At 66.8% G+C, this 19,670-nt stretch carries 14 protein-coding genes, 1 tRNA gene and 1 pseudogene; 8 read left to right on the forward strand and 8 right to left on the reverse strand.

Annotation, left to right across the window (positions count from 1 at the left end; translation table 11 throughout):
- Nucleotides 1–107 precede the first annotated feature (107 nt).
- Nucleotides 108–1,622: an MFS transporter gene (locus ACIPSC_RS18390; protein ID WP_400826778.1), complete on the forward strand. Its 1,515-nt coding sequence runs from the start codon at nucleotides 108–110 to the stop codon at nucleotides 1,620–1,622.
- A gap of 105 nt (nucleotides 1,623–1,727) precedes the next feature.
- Here ACIPSC_RS18390 and ACIPSC_RS18395 read toward each other — a convergent pair whose 3' ends face one another.
- Nucleotides 1,728–2,492 (reverse strand): thioesterase II family protein, encoded by a 765-nt coding sequence (locus tag ACIPSC_RS18395; RefSeq protein WP_400826780.1) that lies wholly within the window; start codon nucleotides 2,490–2,492, stop codon nucleotides 1,728–1,730.
- 501 nt (nucleotides 2,493–2,993) lie between these two features.
- On the opposite strand from ACIPSC_RS18395, the gene ACIPSC_RS18400 reads away from it, so the two are divergent.
- The 4 genes from ACIPSC_RS18400 (at nucleotide 2,994) to ACIPSC_RS18415 (ending at nucleotide 11,343) form a co-directional block, all read left to right on the forward strand.
- On the forward strand, nucleotides 2,994–5,129 hold the full coding sequence (locus tag ACIPSC_RS18400; RefSeq protein ID WP_400826781.1) for an AIPR family protein: 2,136 nt from the start codon (nucleotides 2,994–2,996) through the stop codon (nucleotides 5,127–5,129).
- A 425-nt stretch (nucleotides 5,130–5,554) separates the two neighbouring features.
- On the forward strand, nucleotides 5,555–7,069 hold the full coding sequence (locus tag ACIPSC_RS18405) for an N-6 DNA methylase (RefSeq protein ID WP_400826782.1): 1,515 nt from the start codon (nucleotides 5,555–5,557) through the stop codon (nucleotides 7,067–7,069).
- Nucleotides 7,062–8,267 (forward strand): restriction endonuclease subunit S, encoded by a 1,206-nt coding sequence (locus ACIPSC_RS18410; RefSeq protein WP_400826783.1) that lies wholly within the window; start codon nucleotides 7,062–7,064, stop codon nucleotides 8,265–8,267. Before ACIPSC_RS18405 ends, ACIPSC_RS18410 begins: the two co-directional genes overlap by 8 nt.
- Before the next feature lies 1 nt (nucleotide 8,268).
- Nucleotides 8,269–11,343, forward strand: coding sequence for a type I restriction endonuclease subunit R (locus tag ACIPSC_RS18415; protein WP_400826785.1), 3,075 nt, complete (start codon nucleotides 8,269–8,271; stop codon nucleotides 11,341–11,343).
- A 313-nt stretch (nucleotides 11,344–11,656) separates the two neighbouring features.
- Here the strand turns inward: ACIPSC_RS18415 and ACIPSC_RS18420 are convergent, their stop codons facing one another.
- Genes ACIPSC_RS18420 through ACIPSC_RS18440 form a run of 5 tightly spaced genes read right to left on the reverse strand, consistent with a single transcriptional unit; the run spans nucleotide 11,657 to nucleotide 16,130 of the window.
- Nucleotides 11,657–12,793, reverse strand: a complete 1,137-nt coding sequence (locus ACIPSC_RS18420) for a hypothetical protein (RefSeq protein ID WP_400826786.1) — start codon at nucleotides 12,791–12,793, stop codon at nucleotides 11,657–11,659.
- A gap of 9 nt (nucleotides 12,794–12,802) precedes the next feature.
- On the reverse strand, nucleotides 12,803–13,477 hold the full coding sequence (locus tag ACIPSC_RS18425; RefSeq protein ID WP_400826787.1) for a histidine phosphatase family protein: 675 nt from the start codon (nucleotides 13,475–13,477) through the stop codon (nucleotides 12,803–12,805).
- A gap of 10 nt (nucleotides 13,478–13,487) precedes the next feature.
- On the reverse strand, nucleotides 13,488–14,483 hold the full coding sequence (locus ACIPSC_RS18430; RefSeq protein ID WP_400826789.1) for a nucleotidyltransferase domain-containing protein: 996 nt from the start codon (nucleotides 14,481–14,483) through the stop codon (nucleotides 13,488–13,490).
- Nucleotides 14,484–14,517: 34 nt separating this feature from the next.
- Nucleotides 14,518–15,420 carry a phosphotransferase gene (locus ACIPSC_RS18435; RefSeq protein ID WP_400826790.1) on the reverse strand — a complete coding sequence of 301 codons (903 nt, stop codon included), beginning with the start codon at nucleotides 15,418–15,420 and terminating at the stop codon, nucleotides 14,518–14,520.
- Nucleotides 15,417–16,130, reverse strand: a complete 714-nt coding sequence (locus ACIPSC_RS18440) for an ATP-binding protein (RefSeq protein WP_400826791.1) — start codon at nucleotides 16,128–16,130, stop codon at nucleotides 15,417–15,419. The genes ACIPSC_RS18435 and ACIPSC_RS18440 overlap by 4 nt, the downstream gene beginning before the upstream one ends.
- Nucleotides 16,131–16,328: 198 nt before the next feature.
- On the opposite strand from ACIPSC_RS18440, the pseudogene ACIPSC_RS18445 reads away from it, so the two are divergent.
- The 3 genes and pseudogenes from ACIPSC_RS18445 to ACIPSC_RS18455 form a co-directional block, all read left to right on the forward strand.
- Nucleotides 16,329–16,547, forward strand: a pseudogene (locus ACIPSC_RS18445) (helix-turn-helix domain-containing protein); the annotation flags it as partial.
- A gap of 162 nt (nucleotides 16,548–16,709) precedes the next feature.
- Nucleotides 16,710–17,720 (forward strand): hypothetical protein, encoded by a 1,011-nt coding sequence (locus ACIPSC_RS18450; protein ID WP_400826844.1) that lies wholly within the window; start codon nucleotides 16,710–16,712, stop codon nucleotides 17,718–17,720.
- A complete protein-coding gene (locus tag ACIPSC_RS18455; RefSeq protein ID WP_400826792.1) occupies nucleotides 17,717–18,601 on the forward strand; it encodes a phosphotransferase family protein in 885 nt (294 codons plus the stop codon). Before ACIPSC_RS18450 ends, ACIPSC_RS18455 begins: the two co-directional genes overlap by 4 nt.
- A 175-nt stretch (nucleotides 18,602–18,776) precedes the next feature.
- Here the strand turns inward: ACIPSC_RS18455 and ACIPSC_RS18460 are convergent.
- Nucleotides 18,777–18,850, reverse strand: a tRNA-Thr gene (locus ACIPSC_RS18460).
- Between the two features lie 81 nt (nucleotides 18,851–18,931).
- Nucleotides 18,932–19,591 carry a leucine efflux protein LeuE gene (leuE, locus tag ACIPSC_RS18465; RefSeq protein ID WP_400826846.1) on the reverse strand — a complete coding sequence of 220 codons (660 nt, stop codon included), beginning with the start codon at nucleotides 19,589–19,591 and terminating at the stop codon, nucleotides 18,932–18,934.
- Nucleotides 19,592–19,670 lie beyond the last annotated feature (79 nt).

The raw sequence follows: 19,670 nt of genomic DNA on the forward strand, positions 1-19,670 counted from the left end.
CGAATTCCGTCACATCAACTCCTCCGAGCGGCACATCCGCCCGCCCACAGCGCAAAGTGACGGAGCCTCGGCCGTCCGGACCGGGCATCGGACGGAGGAGTACGGGGATGCACAAGTGGTGGCCGCTGGTCGCGGTCAGCCTGGGGGTCTTCATGCTGCTGACCGACGTCAGCATCGTGATCGTGGCGCTGCCGGACATCGGCACCGGGCTGGAGATGGACTTCGCCGGGCTCCAATGGGTCCTGGACGGCTACGCCCTCGCCCTGGCCGCCCTGATGCTGGGCCTCGGCGCACTGGCCGACCGGCGCGGCCGCCGCCGCGTCTACACCGCCGGGCTGGTGGTCTTCGCCCTCGCCTCGCTGGCCTGCGGGCTGGCGCCGAACGGTCCGGTGCTGATCGCCGCCCGGGTGGTCCAGGCCGGTGGCGGGGCGGCGATGTTCGCCACCGCGATGGCCCTGCTCAACCTCGCCTACCAGGGCCGCGACCGTGGCGTGGCCTTCGGTGTCTGGGGCGCCGTCAGCGGCGCCGCGGCCGCCACCGGCCCGGTGGTCGGGGGCGTGCTCACCGAGTACCTGGGCTGGCGGTCGATCTTCCTGGTCAACCTCCCGGTCAGCGTCGCCGCCGTGGCGCTCGCCCTGCGCACGCTGCCCGAGTCCCGCGACCCGGACGCCCGCCGGATCGACCTGCCCGGCACCGTCACGTTCACCGCGGCCACCGGCGCGCTGGTCCTGATGCTGATCCGGGGCGGCACCGACGGCTGGACCTCGGCCCCGGTCCTCGCGCTGGCCGCGGTCGCCGTCGTCTCGCTCGCCGCCTTCGTCCTGGTGGAGGCACGCAGCCCGCACCCGCTGCTGGACCTCGCGCTGTTCCGCAGCCCGTCCTTCACCGGCGTCATGCTCTGCGGCCTCTTCTACTCCGCCGCCGCCTTCTCCTGCCTCCCCTACACCTCGCTCTGGCTGCAGTCGGTGCTCGGCCAGGGCCCGCTGGCCGCCGGCCTCGTCATGCTGCCGATGAGCGCCGTCGCCTTCGCGGTCTCCGCGGTGGCCGGCCGCCGGCTGTCCACGCTCCCTGCCGCGGTGCCGCTCGGCGGCGGCCTGGCCGTGATCGGCGTCGGCGGACTCCTCCAGTGCACCCTGGACGGCTCCTCCGGCTGGGTCGCCCTGCTGCCTGGCCTGGCGGTCGCCGGCCTCGGCGTCGGCGCGGTCAGCCCGGTCCTGGCATCGAGCGCGATGGCCGCCGTCCCCCGGGAACGCGGCGGCATGGCCGGCGGCGCGCTCAACACCTTCCGCCAACTCGGCCAGGCCCTCGGCATCGCGGTGTTCGGCCTGGTCCTGCACCACGGCCTGCGCAGCGGCCTCGCCGACGCCCCCGCCGTCCCGGACCCCGACGCCGCCGCCCAGGCCCTGAGTACCGGCCGGATCCCGGCGGACGCCCCGGAGGCGCTGATCCGAACCGCCTTCGCCACGGCGCTGGACCACACCCTGCTGGCCGCGGCCCTCACCGCCCTGGCCGGCGCCGCCCTGGTGGCCGTCCTCCTGCGCCCCCGCCCGCGGACCGGCACCGACCCCGCGCCGGCCCCGACACAGAACGGCGCGGCCCCCCAGCACCGCCAGGCCGCCTGAGCCGGCCTCAGACCGCAGTCCGTCCGCCTCCCCCAGGGGGCGGACGGGCGTCGAAGCTCCCGGCGAACCCGGCCGCCTCTACACGACCGCCCTACACGACCGCCCCTATGCGACCGCCGACTGCTGACCGGCGATGAACTCGCTGATCGCCCAGATCACCGACGTCACGTGGTCGTCGAGGAAGAAGTGCGCACCGGAGAACGTCCGCAGCGAGAACCCGCCCGTGGTGTGCCCGGCCCAGGCCGCCGCCTCCTCCTCGGTCACCTGCGGGTCCACGTCCCCGACCAGCGCCAGGATCGGCCGTGTGATCGAGTCGCTCCCCGGCCGGCTCCGATACGTCTCGGCCGCCTTGTAGTCACCGCGCACCGACGGCAACACCATCGCCAGGATCTCCGGATCCCGCAGCAGCGCCGGGTCCGTCCCGTTCAGCCGCACCATGTCCCGGATCAGCGCCTCGTCGTCCAGCCGGTGCACGTCCCGCTCCTCCGCACGCGGCCGCGACGGCGCCCGTCTCCCGGAGGCCACCACCCCCAGCAGCCCCATGCCCTCACGCTCCATCCGCACCGCCACCTCGAACGCCAGCGACGCCCCCAGGCTGTGCCCGAACAGCGTGAACGGCCGGTCCGCCCAAGGCCTCAGCTCCTCCACCACCAGGTCGGCGAGCTCGTGCACGTCCTCGACGCACGCCTCCCCCGCCCGGTCCTGACGGCCCGGATACTGCACCGCGAGCACGTCCACCGAAGCCGGCATCGCCCGCGCCACCGACAGGAAGTACCCCGCCGACCCACCCGCGTGCGGCAGGCACACCAGCTGCGACCCGGCCTCCGGCGCCGGCTGGAACCGCCGCACCCAGAGACTGCTGCGCTCCATCCCCATTCCCCCCATCCCCTCACCGTCCGGGGCACCCCGCCCCGCCCCCATTCAAACCCCACCCCCGCTCCCCCGGCAGCAAGATCCCCAAACCCACCGCCCACCCCGCCCCGAAAACGCCGAAGGCCCGAGCCACGTCCAACGTGACTCGGGCCTTCCCGACTGAGCCGCCTGCGGGATTCGAACCCGCGACCTACGCATTACGAGCCCGGGAGTGATCATGATGGCTGGTGCCACTGTGGATCACTGGGTGATGAACCCGCAGTTCAGAAGGTTGCGCCGTGATCCACGGTCCCGCCCGACACCGGCACATGCTGGCCTGTCCGCTCACGCATCGCTCACGCATCCACCTCGCCACTTGGGGAGGAACCAGAGTTGATCCTGATGTCAGGTATGGGAGTTCAGAGACCGCCGTGGCACCGATCAGCACCCGGCCCTCCCGCTCGGTCCCTAGACTGTGGCCAGAGCGATGCAGAACAAGGCACGGCGTTGGGGGCAGGTTTGGAAGAGTCAGAACGCAGGGCTGCCACAGCCCCCATCCGTATCCACCAGATCCGCACTGCGCTTCTGCAGCAGTACCAGGGCCTCATCTATGACGAAGACCTCAAGGGGTACGACCCCCGAGGCTACGAACAGCGCTTCCTCTCCCGCGCGTTGACAGCGGCTGCTGTACGCGAAGTGACGGGGTGCGACCAGGAGGCCGCTGGCGCCTCCGTCATCGACGGTGAAGACGACCAAGGCATCGACGGTGTGGCCGTCACGGAAGGCACACAAGAGGTCTGGCTCGTCCAAGCCAAATGGAGTGACGATGGCAAGGGCAAGCTCGACACCAATGCGGCGCACAAGCTCATCGCTGGCCTCCGCCTCATTGAGCAGCGAAGCTTCGACCGCTTCAACGACCGCCTAGAGCCGATCGCTGCGCGTGTTAACGCTGCGATGCACGATGCCCGACTCAAAGTGACTCTCGTAATCGCCGTTATGGGTACGGGGAGTCTAAGCAAGGAATCCGTCAACGTTCTCGAAGACGCTCGTAACGACTTCAACGGATTTGGCCCGGTTCTCGAGTATCGCATAGTACACGCGGCTGACATCCTGCGGCAGATTCGCGGGGATCTCGCTCCCGAACCCGTACGTGTAACCGCGCGGATGACGAACTGGCTCCGGCGGAACACTCCCGTCAGTGCCTACCAAGGCACCGTGTCGGCAAGCAATATTGCGGAGTGGTACCAGGAACACGAAAGCCGACTGTACGAGCAGAACCTGCGCCAGTCTCTCGGTACTACCCGCGTCAACTCTGGCATGCTGAGCACTCTGGTGGACGAGCCGGAGAACTTTTGGCTCTTCAACAACGGCGTAACTGTGCTGTGCGACCAGCTGAAAGAGGAATGGCCAGGGCGCCGCCGTCCAGACGAGCCCGTACACCTACACCTGTCAGGGGTCAGCGTCGTAAACGGCGCGCAAACTGTCGCGGCGGCTCACCGCGCCGCACAGGCGTCCCCCGAGGCAGTCGAGGACGCCGAGGTCACGGTCAAGGTGATCGTCGTCGACAAGAACATGCCAGATCTGGCCCAGCGCATCACTGAGACAACCAATACACAGAATCATGTGGAGCAGCGCGACTTCATCGCCTTGGACGAGGTTCAGGCGATGATCCGCGAGGACTTCATGCTGTCTCTCCAAAAGTCTTATGTGTTCAAGCGCGGTGAACCCGACCCCGCACCAGACGAGGGCTGTTCTGTGGTGCACGCAGCCATTGCCCTGGCATGTGCGCACCGCAACACCGAACTCGCCGTGCGCGCAAAGCGGGACACAGATCTTCTCTGGGAGCGTGGTAACGGAGGTGCCTATCCTCGTCTCTTCGGTGAGCGTCCAGGGGCATTCCAGATTTGGCGCTCAGTACTCGTGCACCGCACCGTAGGTACCGCCCTCAACGAAGAACGCAAGCGCTTCCAGAAGCGCGCTGCAGACGTGAGCCAGCGAGGTGACCTACTCGTCACTCATCTGGTCTTTCAGCTTCTCGATCAGGACCGCATCGACGATCCGGAGTACGACTGGGATGCGGCGCTGCGAGAGGTCCCCGCCCTCACCAGTCGCGTCCTGTCCTGGCTGATCCACCACATCGACATGGAGTACGGACAGACCTCCTTCCTCAGTGGAACACTCACTGACGCCGGCCGCTGTAAGCGACTTGCGGAGCTGGTTCTGCACGACGCCACACGGGAAGGAGTCATTCCCAATCTGCCAGCCATTTACGCGGCTGCCAAGGAGGGTAAGCGCAAACCGCGCCGCCCCAATGCCGTGCCCACCCTCGTGGACCACGGAAGGCTCACCAACGGAGCGCCAGTTCGCCTGCGCCTGTGGAACAAACCCGAGATCGACGCACTCACCCCATGGCTGGCCGAGGACCCCCGACGCGGCGAAGCCACGTGGGTGAACGACCGAACGCGGTGCCTCGTGTGGGCGGTCGATGGGCGTGCGTACTCACCCACACGCCTCGTCCTCAACCTCTACGAGCTCGCAGGCTGGGAAGAAGCACCTGTGGCGGTCCAGGGCCCTGCGCGGTGGACGGTAGACGGTGGTGCAACCCTCTCAGAGTTGGCTCGGGCATTGCTTGACGAGCAGGCCGAACAGGAATAGTCCGAGCCCGAGAGTGATCACGCTGGCTGCTGCCAGCGTGATCACTTGGTGATGAACCTGCAGGCCAGGACATTGCACCTGATCCACGGTCCCGCCAAGCCCGCGTGTTTCACTCCGTCCGCTCACGCAGTGCCAGCCTGGCGAGGGCCCACCTGGGCTCACCGATAAAGGCCATCCTGCGGCTCCTGGGCCGCCTTCTTGAGCTTTGGCTGTCCAGCTCCGCTGAGAAGGTCCGTCTCACATCCTGTGATACCGACGCGGAGAGGCAGAGATCTAGTCTCAGTGTGTTCGCGATCACGCTCGGTTGGGGACGTGGATGCAGGTCGCCGTCTGCAGGTCGCTTCTGCTTGCTGTCTCGGACTCCCGAAACGTCAGTGCCCTCCTCCATAATCGGGGCACCGTCTTCAACGAAGGACCTCACCCCTGTGACGATCACCCAGCACGAGCTCGAGTCCCGGCTGTGGGACGCCGCGAACGCGCTCCGCGGCCCCGTCGACCCGGCTGACTTCAAGACCTACGTCTTTCCGATGCTGTTCTGGAAGTGGATCAGCGACACCTGGGCCCACGAGCACAACGCGGCGTTCGATGCCTACGGCGACGACCTCGACGACGAGATCGAGGCCGACTTTCACCGGTTCGAGCTACCCAAGGGCACGCTATGGAGTGAGGTTACTGAGAAGGTCACCAACCTCGGTGCGGAGATCGCAAAGACCTTCCAGCGAATCGAAATGGCCAACCCCCGCTCGCTCGCTGGCGTGTTCGGCGACGCCTCATGGGGCAACCAGGAGCGCATCCCGGAGTCGGCTCTGCTGGGGCTCATCCAAGCGTTCAACAAGATCAAACTCGACCCCTCGACAGTCTCCCACGACCTACTCGGTGCAGGCTACGAGTACCTGCTGAAGAACTTCGCTGACGAGTCGGGCAAGAAGGCCGGCGAGTTCTTCACGCCCCGTGAGGTCGTGAACCTGCTCGTCGGGATCCTCCAGCCTGAGCCGGGCGAGTCCGTCTACGACCCGTCCTGCGGCTCCGGCGGGATGCTTGTCGCGACGATCAACCAACTACGCGAGTCCGGCAAGGACCACCGCACACTCAGGGTGTACGGCCAGGAGATCAACCTCACGACGGCCTCGATCGCCCGGATGAACCTGTTCCTGCACGAGATCGAGGACTTCGACATCAAGCGCGGAGACACCCTCCGTGCTCCGGCATTCAAGGCCCTCAGCGGTGCGGTCCGCCAGTTCGACGCCGTGATTGCTAACCCGCCCTTCTCGCTGGCGAATTGGGGAGCGGACCGCTGGTCCTCGGATCCGCGAGCCATCTACGGCGTGCCGCCGGCGAAGAACGGCGACTTCGCCTTCGTCCAGCACATGGTCTCGTCGATGAAGCCTGGATCCGGTCGCGTCGGCGTGGTGATGCCCCACGGCGTGCTGTTCCGCGGAGGCGCGGAGGCGAAGATCCGCCAGGGCCTCATCGGGAAGGACGTTCTGGAAGCCGTAGTCGGGCTGCCGCCCAAGCTTTTCTACTCGACTGAGATCCCGGCATGCCTGTTGATCTTCCGCGACCAGAAGCCTTCTGAGCGCAAGGATCACGTGCTCTTTATTGACGGCTCGGCGCGGTTTGTCAAGGGCAAGAAGCAGAACCTGATGTCCGCAGACGACGTCAGAGCTGTCATCGAGGCATACCAAACGGGTAGCGACTCAGCAGGTGAGAGCGGCGCCAACGTCCGGCTAGTGCCGCTCGAGGAAATCAAGCAGAACGGCTTCGACCTAAACATCGGCCGTTACATCAAGGTCGCCGCAGAAGAGACCGCCGACCTGGGCGCCGCGATCGTGGCGTATGCCGACGCCCGGCAGCATCGCATGGACACCGAGACTGTCATGTTCGAGCGGCTCGCAGCGGCAGGCGTCGAGCTGAGCGTATTCGGGGTGCCCAATGAGTGAGTGGAGGCGGGTCCGACTCGCCGAACTCATCACGCTGGACGTCGATGCGGTCCCGATCACTGCGACAGCCTCCTACAACATCGTTGGCGTATTGAACCGCGGCCGGGGCCTGTTGCTCCGGGAACCGATTGCTGGCGATGAGACCTCATACAAAACGTTGAATCGCATCCGGCCAAACCAGATCGTCTACAGCCGCTTGAAGGCATTCGAAGGGGCGATCACCGTCACTCCGAACAATATGGGCAAATCCTACGCTTCGCAAGAATTTCCCACATTTACGTGTGGCGAGCGAATGCTTCCCGAATACTTCCGACTCCTTACGACCACGAAACGACTTTGGGAGCAACTGCAGAAATTGTCGACCGGCATGGGAGGCAGGCGCGAGCGGGTCAAACCCACCGATTTCTTGACGATTGAAGTTGCTCTCCCATCCGTGGCGGAGCAGCGCCGAATCGTCGACGTCATCGCGGCGGTAGATGCGCAGATTGACGGATTGAATGCCGAGAAGCAGAAGGCGGCCTCATTGCTGGCGATCGTTCGCGATGCATACCCCGAAGGCGCCGAACAGGATCTGCACAATGTCGTTTCCCGATTCCAAGGCGGAAAGAGCGTTCAGACCTCGGATGAAAAGCCGCAGACTGGAGAGCCGGCCGTCCTAAAACTGAGCGCAATCCAACTGGGCACTTTCGTACCCTCCGAAGCAAAGCGACTTGACGACCTGACGGGTTACACCGACGCCCACCTAGTGAAAGAGGGAGATCTCCTTATCACTAGAGCCAGTGGTTCATTCGATCGCGTCGGTTATGTCACCATCGCGCGACACGTAGCACCCCAGACCTATTTGCCCGACCTCATCTGGCGGATCCAGACGAAGCCTGAGGTCTGCCAGCCGGCCTTTCTGGCACATCTGTTGTGTTCCCCATCGGTGCGCTCAATTATCACAGCATCGGCGCGTGGGACCGCATCGATGAGGAAGATCAATAAGTCCCTTTTGGGCTCTCTTCGTCTGCCGATCCCGTCGCTGGAGGATCAGTCCAAGTACGTTCAGCACTGTGATGCTGTCGCGTTCGCAGTAGGGGGCCTGGACCTGGAGCTAGCCAATCTCCGCGCCTTCCGCTCTGCACTTCTGGCCTCCCTCCTAAACCAGGAAGTCGAGGTCCCGGAGGCATACGACGCTCTACTCGAGGAGGTGTCCTGACATGGGGTGGACTGAAGCGAGCACGATCCAGCGTTCACTGCTCGAGTGGGCGGAGGAGGCCGGCTGGGAGCGCCTCCAAGGGGAGGAGTTGCCGCGCGATGAGCATGACGTCATCGTCGAGGATTGGGCACGCGAAGCGTTACTCGCACTGAACCCGGACCTGGGGGACGACCCCGAGTCGGCGGATCTTGTCCTGCATGAGCTCAACCAGGCTGTTCTTGATGCCCACAATGGTCTCGTTGCGGCCAACGAGCGGCTGACCGTGATGCTTCGTGGCGACCACTCATTCACGACGATCGACGGCAGGCATGTGCCTCGTCAGCTGATCGACTTCAAAGACCTCAATAACAACCGCTTCACGGTCGCCGACGAGGTCACCATCAACGGTGCGACCAAACCGCGCCGGTTCGACGTCGTCTACTACGTCAACGGATTCCCCCTGGTCGTTGCCGAGACCAAAACGCCTGTGAAACATCAGGTCTCGTGGGTCAACGCCACGAAGGACCTTCATGACGTATACGAAGAGGAATACCCGAACTTCTTCGCGACGAACGTCTTCAACGTCGCCACCGAGGGCCTGGAGTTCCGCATGGCTCCGATCCGTGCGGTTCCGGACCCCGACTCCGAGATCTGGGCCCCATGGGGGTCCACTGAGGACGACCCGAAGACCATCACGGGACCGGCTCGTGTCGAACGTGCCGCGCGCTTGTTGCTGCGGCCGGAGACGGTCCTGCCGATCCTCAAGGATCTGGTGATGTTCCGTCACGCTCGGGACGCCTCCGAGGTCGACATCAAGTTCTTGCCTCGCTACCCGCAGTTCGAGGCGGCCCTGGCGATCCACGCCAAGGTGCTTGCCGGCCGTCCTGGCGGACTGATCTGGCATCACCAGGGATCGGGCAAGACCGAACTCATGGCGTTCGCCGCCGCCCGTTTGCTGCGCGATGACGCGGTGACGGAGAAGTTCGGGAGCGCGCCGACGGTCATCGTGATTGCCGACCGTAAGGATCTGGTCCGGCAGACGGCGGAGATGTTCGAGACTGCCGGCATGCCGCGGATGACGGTGCCCCGCAGCCGGCGCGAGCTGCACGCTCTGCTGCGCAGCGGTGAGCCGGGCGTGGTCATCACGACGGTGCACAAGTTTGCTGAGGCGGGCCATCTAAACAACCGGTCGAACATCGTGGTCCTCGTCGACGAGGCGCACCGCTCGCATGAGGGGAAGCTCGGCGACGCGTGGCGCGCGGCGGTGCCGAACGCGAAGTTCTTCGGTGCGACGGGTACTGCGATCGAGGACAAGGACCGTTCGACGTTCAAGCTGTTCGGCGATCCTGACGACCCAGACTTTGTGATGTCGCGGTACACGCCGGAGCAATCCATCGCCGATGGGTTCACCAAGCCAGTGATCGTGGAAGGCCGGTCTGTCTGGTTCAACCTCGACAAGGAAGCCTTGGACGAGGCGTTCGATGAGCTGGCCACGGAGGAGGGCCTGGACGAGGAGGAGAAGGTCTTCCTGTCGGGGAAGGCTTCTCACATCGAGACGATCCTCTCCAACCCCGAGCGCGTGGCGGCTGTGTGTGCCGACATCGTCGACCACTTCCTCACCTTTGTCGCGCCTTTGGGACAGAAGGCTCAGGTCGTGGCCTACAACCAGCGCCTTGTGATTGCGTACGCCAGGGCTATCGAGGCGGAGCTGGAGCACCGCGCTGCAGTCATGCCGGACGGTCGCCTTCGTGAGGTCGGTGTTGTGATGCACGTCGCCGACAACAAGGAGACCCCGAAGGAGCACAAGAAGTACCTGCTCACTCCGGAGCAGGAGGAGGCACTTAAGCGCCGCTTCAAGAAGGTCGATGACCCGATGACGTTCGTTGTCGTCACCGCGAAGTGGATGACCGGCTTCAATGCGCCCATCGAAGGTGTCCTGTATCTCGACAAGCCCGCCAAGGACACGAACCTGTTTCAGACGATCACACGGCCCAACCGTCCGTGGAAGAACCATGTCACCGGTCAGCGCAAGGACTTCGGGCGGGTCGTCGACTACATCGGTCTCGCAAGGGCCATCGGCAAGGCAGTCGCCGGTCCGAAGGTGAAGGACGACGAAGAGGACGAGCTCAACGTCACCGACGCCTCCAAGCTGGCGGGGAAGTTCGTCACCGACCTCACGCGTCTACTGCATATGTTCGACGGCATCGACACCAGTGACTCGTCGTTCGAGTCGCTCGCCGAGGCACACGAGCGGGTTCCCGAGGGCGGCGGGCAGCGCACCGAGTTCATTGAGACCTACGTCGCGCTGCAGACGGTGTGGGAGTTCCTCGACCCTCACCCGATGCTGCGGCCGTTCACGGGGCAGTACTTCTGGCTCGCAAAGGTGTACGAGTCGATCCGACCCAAGGACGTCTCCAAGACGTTCCTCTGGGCACGTCTCGGCGCGAAGACCACGGATCTGATCCATGGTCACATGACCGATGTGGGCGTGAAGTCGATGCCGTCGAAGACAGTCACGCTCGACGCTGCCGGCCTGGCGCTGGTTAAGAAGATCGCCGAGCAGTTGAAGCTCTCCGAGCGGCAGACGCCGGAGTCGAAAGCCGATGACATGTACCAGGAGGTCCTCGACTCCATCGAGGCGCGCCTCAGGCGTCGGCTCGCCGATACGGAGAGCCCGGCGTACCGGTCGCTGGCGGAGCGGATCGAGAAGCTCCGCACCAAGGCGATCGAGAACGTAGAGGATTCGCTGGCGTTCCTCGAGGAAGCGCTGAAGATCGCTCAGGACGTGGTCGCAGCAGATCGGGCAGCTGAACAGGGCGACCAGGAAGCGCTCGACCGGCTGGCCGATCCGAAGCGTGGAGCGCTCACTCAGATCGTCGCGGAGAACACACCGCCTGGGCTGCACAAGATCGTTCCCGACATAGCCTCGCGGATCGACTCGATCGTCGTCGAGGTCGCCTATGCCGGTTGGAGCGCGAGCGACGCGGGCGACAAGCGCGTTCGTCGCGAGCTGCGTTCCGTCTTGAAGGAGTACGGCTTGCCGATCAAGGGCGAGCTGTTCGACCGAACGTACGAGTACGTGCGGGAGAACTATTGACCGACGTCACGCCAGGACCGTCGTAAGAACTTCTGCCATCGGGAACAAGCGTCACTTCGTCCGTGCTTCCAGCGCCTTCTCGATCTCGCAAAGAGAAGGCGGGCCTGGTCGCGAATGACATCATCTGGGTGATCGTGCAGGAAAGCCCCGAACGAGCCGGGCGACGCGGTCTGTCTGCTGCCCATCGTCCTTGCCGCGGACGACGGGCAGGGCGCTGGCGCGGCTGATGGTGTGCGCCCACGGTCGGACACCCAGGAGGGGCACTCCTGACAGCATTCAAGCCGAGAGCAACGGGCATGCCCGGACCTGCGTGTCAGCTCTCCACGGTGGTTGCCCGTGCTGTCTCACGGGCAACCATCACGTTGGCCAGCGCCTGCTTGTTCGTGATCCATTCCGTGTCGCCAGCGGAAACCGAGCGCTGAACAGCTTCGAAGGCGGCCCCGTCCAGCGCAACAGGCTTGGCCAGGTGTGCCCGCATGAAATGCTTGAAGAGCGCGGGCAGCTGATCCCGCCGGGTTACGGTCTTGGTCCTCAGCGAGAAGAGCGGGAGGAACCACTCTTCGAAGCCGTCCTTGATCACCTGGGTGGTGCGGTACGCCTCGTGCAGCGGCTGGAGGCTGGCCGTGTGGTCGTATGGGAGGTGGCCGTGCAGGGCGTACTGGAGCCGGATGCCGTTGTGTTCGCGGAAGTGCTGGCCGTGGGCGACGATGTGGTTGGCGGCGTTCTGGGTGATGGTCATGATGGCTACGTCTGCCTGCCGGTTTCGGGCTGCGGCGAGGACGGTGGTGTGGATACCGACGCGCGGGTCGAGGACGAGGCCGTTGAGGCCGAGGGGCGCGAGGTCGATGCCGTGGTCACGGGTTCGGGAGAGGATCAACCGCTCGGCGACGTTGGCGGCGGTGTGCTGGAGGTGCTTGGGCTGCTGGCGATGGCTGGCGTGGATGTCCGAGCGGTCGAGGACGGGGCGGTCCTTCGTGCGTTCGGCGACGAGGTGGCGGCCCGTGCGGTCTTCGGTGTCGGTGCTGCCGCAGGCGTTGCAGGGGTGGCTGCCGGTACCGGTCATGTGACCGCAGGCCCGGCAGGTGGGGACGGTCTCGTGGCTGATGGTGAGGGTGCCGGCACGGAGGTTGTTCTCGATCATCGCCAGCGCGAGGTTGGCGACCTCCGCGTCGGTGTCGGTCAGGATGCCGCCCACCGGGGACTGTCCGGGTGGGTACTTGTCAGCTATCAGGTCGGCTTCGAACCGCTGGCGAGGGATCATCGGGTTCTCGGCGTGGCGGTGGCGGAGGTCTCCGGCGAGGGTGACGGTGTTCCACAGGTGGGGTGCGGGTGGTAAGCCGAGGATGGCGTTGAGTGCGGCGGCAAGGCGGATGCCCACGGCTTTGCCGGGGCGGGTGTAGAAGGTGAAGGGGCCGTTCTGGACGGGCCCATTCAGGAACAGGTGGCGCACGGGCTCCTCCTAGATCGGCGGGATGGTCGTTCCCGTCCGGGTGAACCGGCCGTCTCGCAGTTCGTAGTGGAGGATCGCGGCGTTGGGCATCTTGCTCTTCCGCTCCTCGGCGAGGATCTCGGGCAAGGTGCAGCCTTCGAGCAGGGATCGAAGGGCCACTGCGGCGGTCTGGTGGGTGAAGGCGACAACGGTGCGCGAATCCTGGAGTTCGGCCTGGACGAGGGCGGCGAACTCGGCGGCCCGGTTGAGCACGCCCTCGGCGAGCGACTCGCCGCCGCCCGGCGCGGTCCAGACGTGCTTGCGCAGGCGGCGGTCCTCGGCAAGCGCGGGGTAGCTGTCGTACAGCTCGCGCTTGGTCATGTAGGTGGCGTCGCCATAGTGCTGCTCGTCGAGGAGCGCGGTCTGCTGCGGCCAGCCGTTGGGGAGGGTGGGCAGGGCGATCGCGGCGGTGTCGATCGCCCTGCGGTAGGTCGAGGTATAGACGTGCGGCCCGGGGCCCGCGAGCTGCGGGAGGACCTCGGCAAGCCACTGGGCCTGCCGGAAGCCGCGCGGCGTGAGGCCGACGATGGTGCGGGAGATGGCGTGGGCGGCGGCTCCGCTGTAGGGGCGGGGGTCCTGGTAGAAGCCGTTGTACTTGTCGGCGTTCTCGACGGACTCGGCATGTCGGATGACGAGCAGGGACAAGACGAGGCTCCTATCCGGCGAGGTTGGCGACATAGGAGCCGCTGACAGTCCAGGGGGTGAGTTCGATGCCGAAGCCGCTGTGTTCGCCGTCCTGGGTGTGCACGAGCTTGCCGGCCAGGTGGACGGTGTCGCCGGATCGGAATGCTCCGGTGTAGGCGCCGAGGTACGAGCGCATGTGGGTGATCCGGCGGGCGAAGGAGTCGGCCTCGTCGATGGTCGAGCTGAGGATGGTCCTGACCTTGATCCCGTAGACGGCAGGGGTGGTGAGGCCCTCGGCGTGGTCGGTGATCTTCGCGAGGAGTGAGATCTCGCCGATCTCCTTGGAGGAGATCCGGGCGAAGGTCCTGTCGCGGTCGGAGCGGATGGGCTCGCAGTTGATGTGTGCGCCGGCGCCCGCGGTGAGCCCCTGGAGCTTGCGGCGTTCCTGCTTGATGAGGGCGTCGAACGAGCTGCCCTCCATGTACTTGGCCCGGCGGATGTACAGCCGGGTGAGGTCGTCTCCGTCGTACGGCCGGATCAGCTCGGTCTGCTGGAACAGCTCCTGTGCGGCCTGGTAGCCCTCGGGTCCGTAGCAGACGAGGTCGATGTCGGAGCGCTCGTTGAAGCAGCCGACGAGGAAGGAGCCGGTGACGCCGATCAGGCCCTGGGCGTCGTTCGTGGTGATCCACTCGGTGATCGCCAGGAGGTCCTTGCCCGCCGGGTTGTCGGCGACCGCGCCGGGGTCCTCGTGGATGGCGGCGAGGGCCTGGCGGCAGGAGTAGTGGACGGCCACGTCCTCGCGCGGGATGCCGGTGATGACGCAGCCGAGGGTGTCGGAGTAGACGTAGCACTCCGGCCTGCCGGCCAGGATGCCGAAGGACTTCGACACGACGCTGTTCTGCCGGTAGGTCCGGCCGAACAGCCGCCGGTCGCCCTTCTCGTCGGGGTGGTACTTGACGTAACCGAGGTAGTGGCTGCCGGGGTGGCTGTCGCCGATGACCTTGAAGACGACTCCGTGGTGGTCCATCAGGTAGTCGCGGTCGCGGACGGTCGGGACCGGCCTACCGGTGTTCAGCGGTGAACCGTTCCAGAGTGGGGAAGGTGCCGGTGTCGATCGTGTTGCCCGACTCATACTGATCAAGTCCCATCGTGAAGAGGGCGCGGCGGTACTGCCACTTGATGTGCTTGTCGTGCCGCGTGAGGTCGGTGGGCCGCATGAGGGCGAGGAAGAAGAAGCACTTGACGAGCAGGAAGTCGCCCAGGTGCTCGCTGACCCGCCGCCCGATCAGGGACGCGGTGGTCTCGTCGAGAGCGGCGGTGTAGGCGGCGCGCTGTTCCGGGGTGATGCTGTAGCCCTTGCCGCCGCCCTTGAAAGCCACGATGTCGAGCGCGGGGTAGACGTCGTAGCCGAGCGGGACCGGTCCGTGGTGCTGCCAGTCGATGACCCCGGCCTGAAGGACGTTGGGCAGGCCGTAGTCCAGGTGCCCGTGCACCATCGGGAGCCGGGCCAGCCGGTCGAGCGCATGCTTGACCGCCTCGTGGATGCGCGGGGTGTCGAAGTCCGGGTTCTCCTCGAAGACCTCGGCCGCGAAGGCCGCCTTCTCGAACCACGGCGTGGCGGGCAGGGGGTGCCTCGCCTCGGCCTGCAGGAGCTTGGACGCGACGGCGGCCGCCGTGCTGATCACCTGATAGCTGACCTGACCGTCCCGCCTGGCGTCGGCCAGCGCCTCCTCGTGCAGCGAGGTGTCGCCGATGGCACGCTCGACGACGAAGTAGCGCCCGTCCTCCGAGCCGCTGTCGGTGATCTCCGGAACCGGGTAGCCCAGGCCGGCGGCCAGCTGCTGGAACTCGGTCTCCGCCCGCAGATCCTCTCCGCCGGTCCGCTTGTAGAGCAGGCCGTCGGCCGACCGCCACACCGCACCTTCGGTGGCGGTTCTGTCCTTTACGAACTCCCAGTCACTCATCCATCCATCCTTCCGTAGAGCCGAGTTGGGGTGGGGCAGATGCGGCTGTGTCGCGTGGGGTCGGGCCGGCCGCCCCCCGGGGGAAAGGCGACCGGCCCGGTCACCGCCCGGCCGGTGTGCCTGCATCGGTACGGGCGGAGTCGGTGGGCGTGCGGAGCACGGCTCGGGGAGAACCACTGGTGCGGGCGGGCGCCGTGGTGAGCGGGAGTATGGGGTCGCGGTCTGGGGCGTCCGGCACGGAGCAGGCTTGCGAGCAGTGCTGTCCGGCGTGCCGAGCGGAGGCGCTCGGGCACCGCGACGGCGGGAACGACGAGCTCCGCCCAGACCTTCTTGCCGTGGGTCGTCGGCTCCGCGCCCCAGTTCTCGGACAGGCTCTCGATCAGCAGCATCCCCCGGCCGCTGGTCAGTTCGCTGTTCCCGAAGTTCGCGGCCGCGGCCGACATCCGGCACGACGGGTCGTAGACCTCGATGACCACCCGATCGCCGTTCGGGTAGAGGTGGATCCCGACCAGCAGCCTGCCCGGAGCGTGGATGACTGCGTTGGCGAGCAACTCGTCGGCGACCACCGTGATGTCGTCCAGCGCCTCCCCGGCGATCCCCCAGGAGCGGGCAATGCGGACGACTGCGTCCCTGGCCGGGGGAACGTGCTCCCGGTCGGTGCCGATGAGCGTGATACGGCGGGCAAGGACGGAGATCGCGGGGAGGGTCATCGGCGCTTCTCCTTCGTGACTGGGTACAGCACGGGCCGGTCGTGGCGCGGTTGCGCCGAACACCTGCACGTCAGGGCCGTAGCGGTGTGTAATGGGTCCTGAGCGCTTGGAGACATTCAGCCCTGCCGGCGGGCCGCCCGACCAGTACCGGCATTCGGACAGCGGCCGCTGTCCACATGAGACGTCCTGGGGGACCAAATGCCGCGACCACCAAAGCCCTTGGACCCCACGCGGTCCGCGGCCCACTGGTTCGGTGCGGAACTCCGGCACTGGCGCGAGCTCAGGACCCTGAGCCAGGACGAACTCGGACGGCTGGTCCACCTCAGCGGGGACCTGATCAGCAAGATCGAGCGGGCTGACCGGCCCTGCAAGCTGCACCACGCCCAGGCATTGGATGCTGCCCTGAACACCGGCGGAGTCCTGGCGCGAAGCATGGCGCTGGCTCAGGCCGAAATGGACAACCGCTCACGGGAAATGGACAGACGGCCCAGTGCGCCCGTCAGGGCTCCCCGGAGGGCTGTGCTCGGGGGCACGCTGGAGGAGCCACCACCCGCTCTCGAGTGGAACGAGTCCGACCCCATGGAACGACGGAACTTCCTTGCCGCGACGAGCGCTGCGCTCGCCGCCGGCCCGCTGGCCCAGCTCCTGACCTCTACCCCGGCCGCTGCCGTACCCGCCGTGGTTCGACCCGCAGACGTCGAACAGGTCCGCGCCGCAGCGACCACACTGCGCAGCTGGGACAACCTCTACGGCGGCGCCGGCGTCGTCCGTGACACCGCACTCGCCCAACTGCGCTGGGCTGCCGGCCTCCTGAACAGCCGCTGCCATGTTCCACTGCGCGCCGAGCTGTTCGCCGCAGTCAGCCGCCTGGCGACCGTGGTCGGCGCCTCCGCCTTCGACGCCTTCGCCCATGACGACGCCCACCGCCTCTTCGCCTTCGCCACCTCGTGCGCCGAGGAAGTGGACAACTGGCCGTTGCGGGCGATCTCCTACAACCTGCGTTCCCGACAGGCCACCTGGCGCGGCACCCCCGACGCCGGCCTCACGCTTGCGGAACTCGGCCTCGCCCGCGCCGACCGCCTCTCCCCCGCCGAACAGTCCATGCTCCACAACGCCCGTGCCCGAGCCCTCGCCAAGATGGGCCGCACCCAGCAGACCCTGGCTGCGATCGGCACCTCCGACGACTCGTTCGCCTCGATCATCGCGACAGCCGAGGGGCCGTGGATGGCGTACTACGACAGCGCCCAGCACCACGGCGACACCGGCCACGCCCTGTTCGACCTCGCCCTCGCCGGCCACCCGCCGCAGAAGGCCCTCCAACGACTGCAGACCGCGGTGGACAGCCATGGCGACTGTTTCGCCCGGTCCCGCGCGTTCTCACGCACCAAACTCGCCACGCTCCAGATGGCAGCCAGTGACCCCGAGCAGGCCCTGGCCGAGGGGCAAAGCGCGCTCGCCGAGGTCGGCGACCTCCGCTCGCTCCGCGCCAACCATGAGCTGGCCGAGCTGGGCCGGGTAGCCCACCGCCACCGCAACCTCCCCGACGTCCGGGACCTGCGGGAGCGGATCGCCGCTACGGTGGCGACGTGAGTCGTTCCGAGGAATCCCACGCGCTACTGCTCAAGGCGTGTGCCGACACCGGCCTGTCCGCAGCGGGAGCCGAGCCGATACGGATCGGGGAGAACGCACTGTGGCGACTGCCGCATCAGATCGTGGCCCGCATCGCTCGCCCCGGGCAGGCGGCTGCCGCCGCCCGCGAACTGGCGGTCGCCCGGTGGCTGCATGACTGCGAGGTGCCTGCAGTACAGCCACTCGATCACCTGCGGGAGCCACTGGATGTGGACGGCCACCCGGTGACCTTCTGGCACGAGCTGCCCCCACATCGCCCAGGGACCGCCACCGACATCGCGCCACTCCTCCGACGGCTCCACGAACTTCCCGTCCCAGCCATTCCGTTGGGCTACCTCGACCCGTTCGTCCGGTTGGCCGCCAGGATCGACGGCGCGACCACCCTCGACAGCGAGCAACGGCAGTGGCTACGCGACCGCCTGACGGCACTCGAAACGGCATGGTCCAGTCTCCCGACAGGAATGCTGACAAGCGTCATCCATGGCGACGCCTGGGGCGGCAACGTCGCGGTCACGCCCACCACCGCCTACCTACTCGACTTCGAACGGACCTCGCTGGGGCCTCCCGAGTGGGACCTCACCGCCACCGCCGTCGGCTACGGCACCTTCGGCACCGTTTCGGACAGCGAGTACGCGGCTTTCTGCGACGCGTACGGTGTCGACGTGATGGCCTGGGCCGGCTACACCGTGCTGCGGGACATCCGTGAGCTTCGGGTCACCTGCTTCGCCCTCCAGCACGCGGCAGCCGATCCGGCCCGCCACCGAGCGGAAGCCCACCACCGACTCGCCTGCATACGAGAACAGAACGGTCCACGGCCATGGGGTTGGGCCGCCGTCGGCTGACGCGGGCTCCCGGGAGGATTGAGCCTGCTCGGAAGGTCAAAGTCCAAGGCCAAGAAGACCAAGGGCTCACGCATCGTCCGCGCAAGCGATCTTGTAGAACTTCGCCGTCGCCCTGCCCGCAGGTCGCGGAACGGCAAAGGCCCGGTCAGAGAATCTGACCGGGCCTTCCCCACTGAGCCGCCTGCGGGATTCGAACCCGCGACCTACGCATTACGAGTGCGTTGCTCTGGCCAACTGAGCTAAGGCGGCACCGTTGCCGAGTGTGTCGGCAACGCGGGCCAGTCTACACAGGTTCGGGGGGTGATCCGTACCCGGTTCCGTGGGTGGGGGTCAGGCGGAGGAGACGGCGAGCTTGGCGGCGAAGCCGGCGAAGAGGACGGCGACGCCGCTGGTGAGGCCGGCGGAGAGGCGACGGCGGCGGCGGAAGGCGGTGGCGAGGGTGGTGCCCGCGAAGATCAGCATGGAGAGGTAGAGCAGGCTGAAGGTCTGCAGGATGCCGCCGAGGAGGGCGAAGGAGAGCGCCGGCCGGCCGTAGGAGGGGTCGACGAACTGGGTGAAGAAGGAGAGCAGGAAGAGGATGGCCTTGGGGTTCAGCAGGCTGATCACCAGGGCGCGGCGGAACGGGCGCTCGGTGGTCTCCGGGGCGGGGGCCGCGGCGGCGTCGGGGTCGCGGTCCGCGGCGCGGTGTTCGCGCCAGAGTTGGCGGGCCGCGCGGAGCATGCCGACACCGATCCAGAGCAGGTAGGCGGCGCCGCCGAACTTCACCACGGCGAAGACGGCCGGGTTGGCCTCCAGGAGCGAGGCGGCGCCCAGCGAGGTGAGGCTGATCAGGGTGAAGTCGCCCACGAAGACGCCGGCGGCGGCGGTGTAGCCGGTCCGGACGCCCTTGCGGGCGGCGACGGACAGCACGTACAGGGAGTTGGGGCCGGGGAGAAGGATGATGACGAGGGCGCCGAGGATGTAGGTCGCCAGGTCGTTGACTCCGAGCACGGTGCGCTCCGGTGGGGGTGGCAGGTGGGGCGGGGCGCTCATCGTAACGTCGTACTGCGAGAGGTTGAAGCGGAAATCA

The organism is Kitasatospora sp. NPDC090091 (assembly GCF_044747365.1).
GTDB lineage: Bacteria > Actinomycetota > Actinomycetes > Streptomycetales > Streptomycetaceae > Kitasatospora.

Excerpts from the sequence above, each read along its gene's own strand:
- ACIPSC_RS18390 (WP_400826778.1), top strand. The coding sequence starts at position 108 with ATGCACAAGTGGTGGCCGCTGGTCGCGGTCAGCCTGGGGGTCTTCATG.
- ACIPSC_RS18435 (WP_400826790.1), bottom strand. The coding sequence starts at position 15,420 with ATGAGTGACTGGGAGTTCGTAAAGGACAGAACCGCCACCGAAGGTGCG.
- ACIPSC_RS18440 (WP_400826791.1), bottom strand. The coding sequence starts at position 16,130 with ATGACCCTCCCCGCGATCTCCGTCCTTGCCCGCCGTATCACGCTCATC.
- ACIPSC_RS18415 (WP_400826785.1), top strand. The coding sequence starts at position 8,269 with ATGGGGTGGACTGAAGCGAGCACGATCCAGCGTTCACTGCTCGAGTGG.
- ACIPSC_RS18395 (WP_400826780.1), bottom strand. The coding sequence starts at position 2,492 with ATGGAGCGCAGCAGTCTCTGGGTGCGGCGGTTCCAGCCGGCGCCGGAG.
- ACIPSC_RS18430 (WP_400826789.1), bottom strand. The coding sequence starts at position 14,483 with ATGGACCACCACGGAGTCGTCTTCAAGGTCATCGGCGACAGCCACCCC.
- ACIPSC_RS18410 (WP_400826783.1), top strand. The coding sequence starts at position 7,062 with ATGAGTGAGTGGAGGCGGGTCCGACTCGCCGAACTCATCACGCTGGAC.
- ACIPSC_RS18450 (WP_400826844.1), top strand. The coding sequence starts at position 16,710 with ATGGAACGACGGAACTTCCTTGCCGCGACGAGCGCTGCGCTCGCCGCC.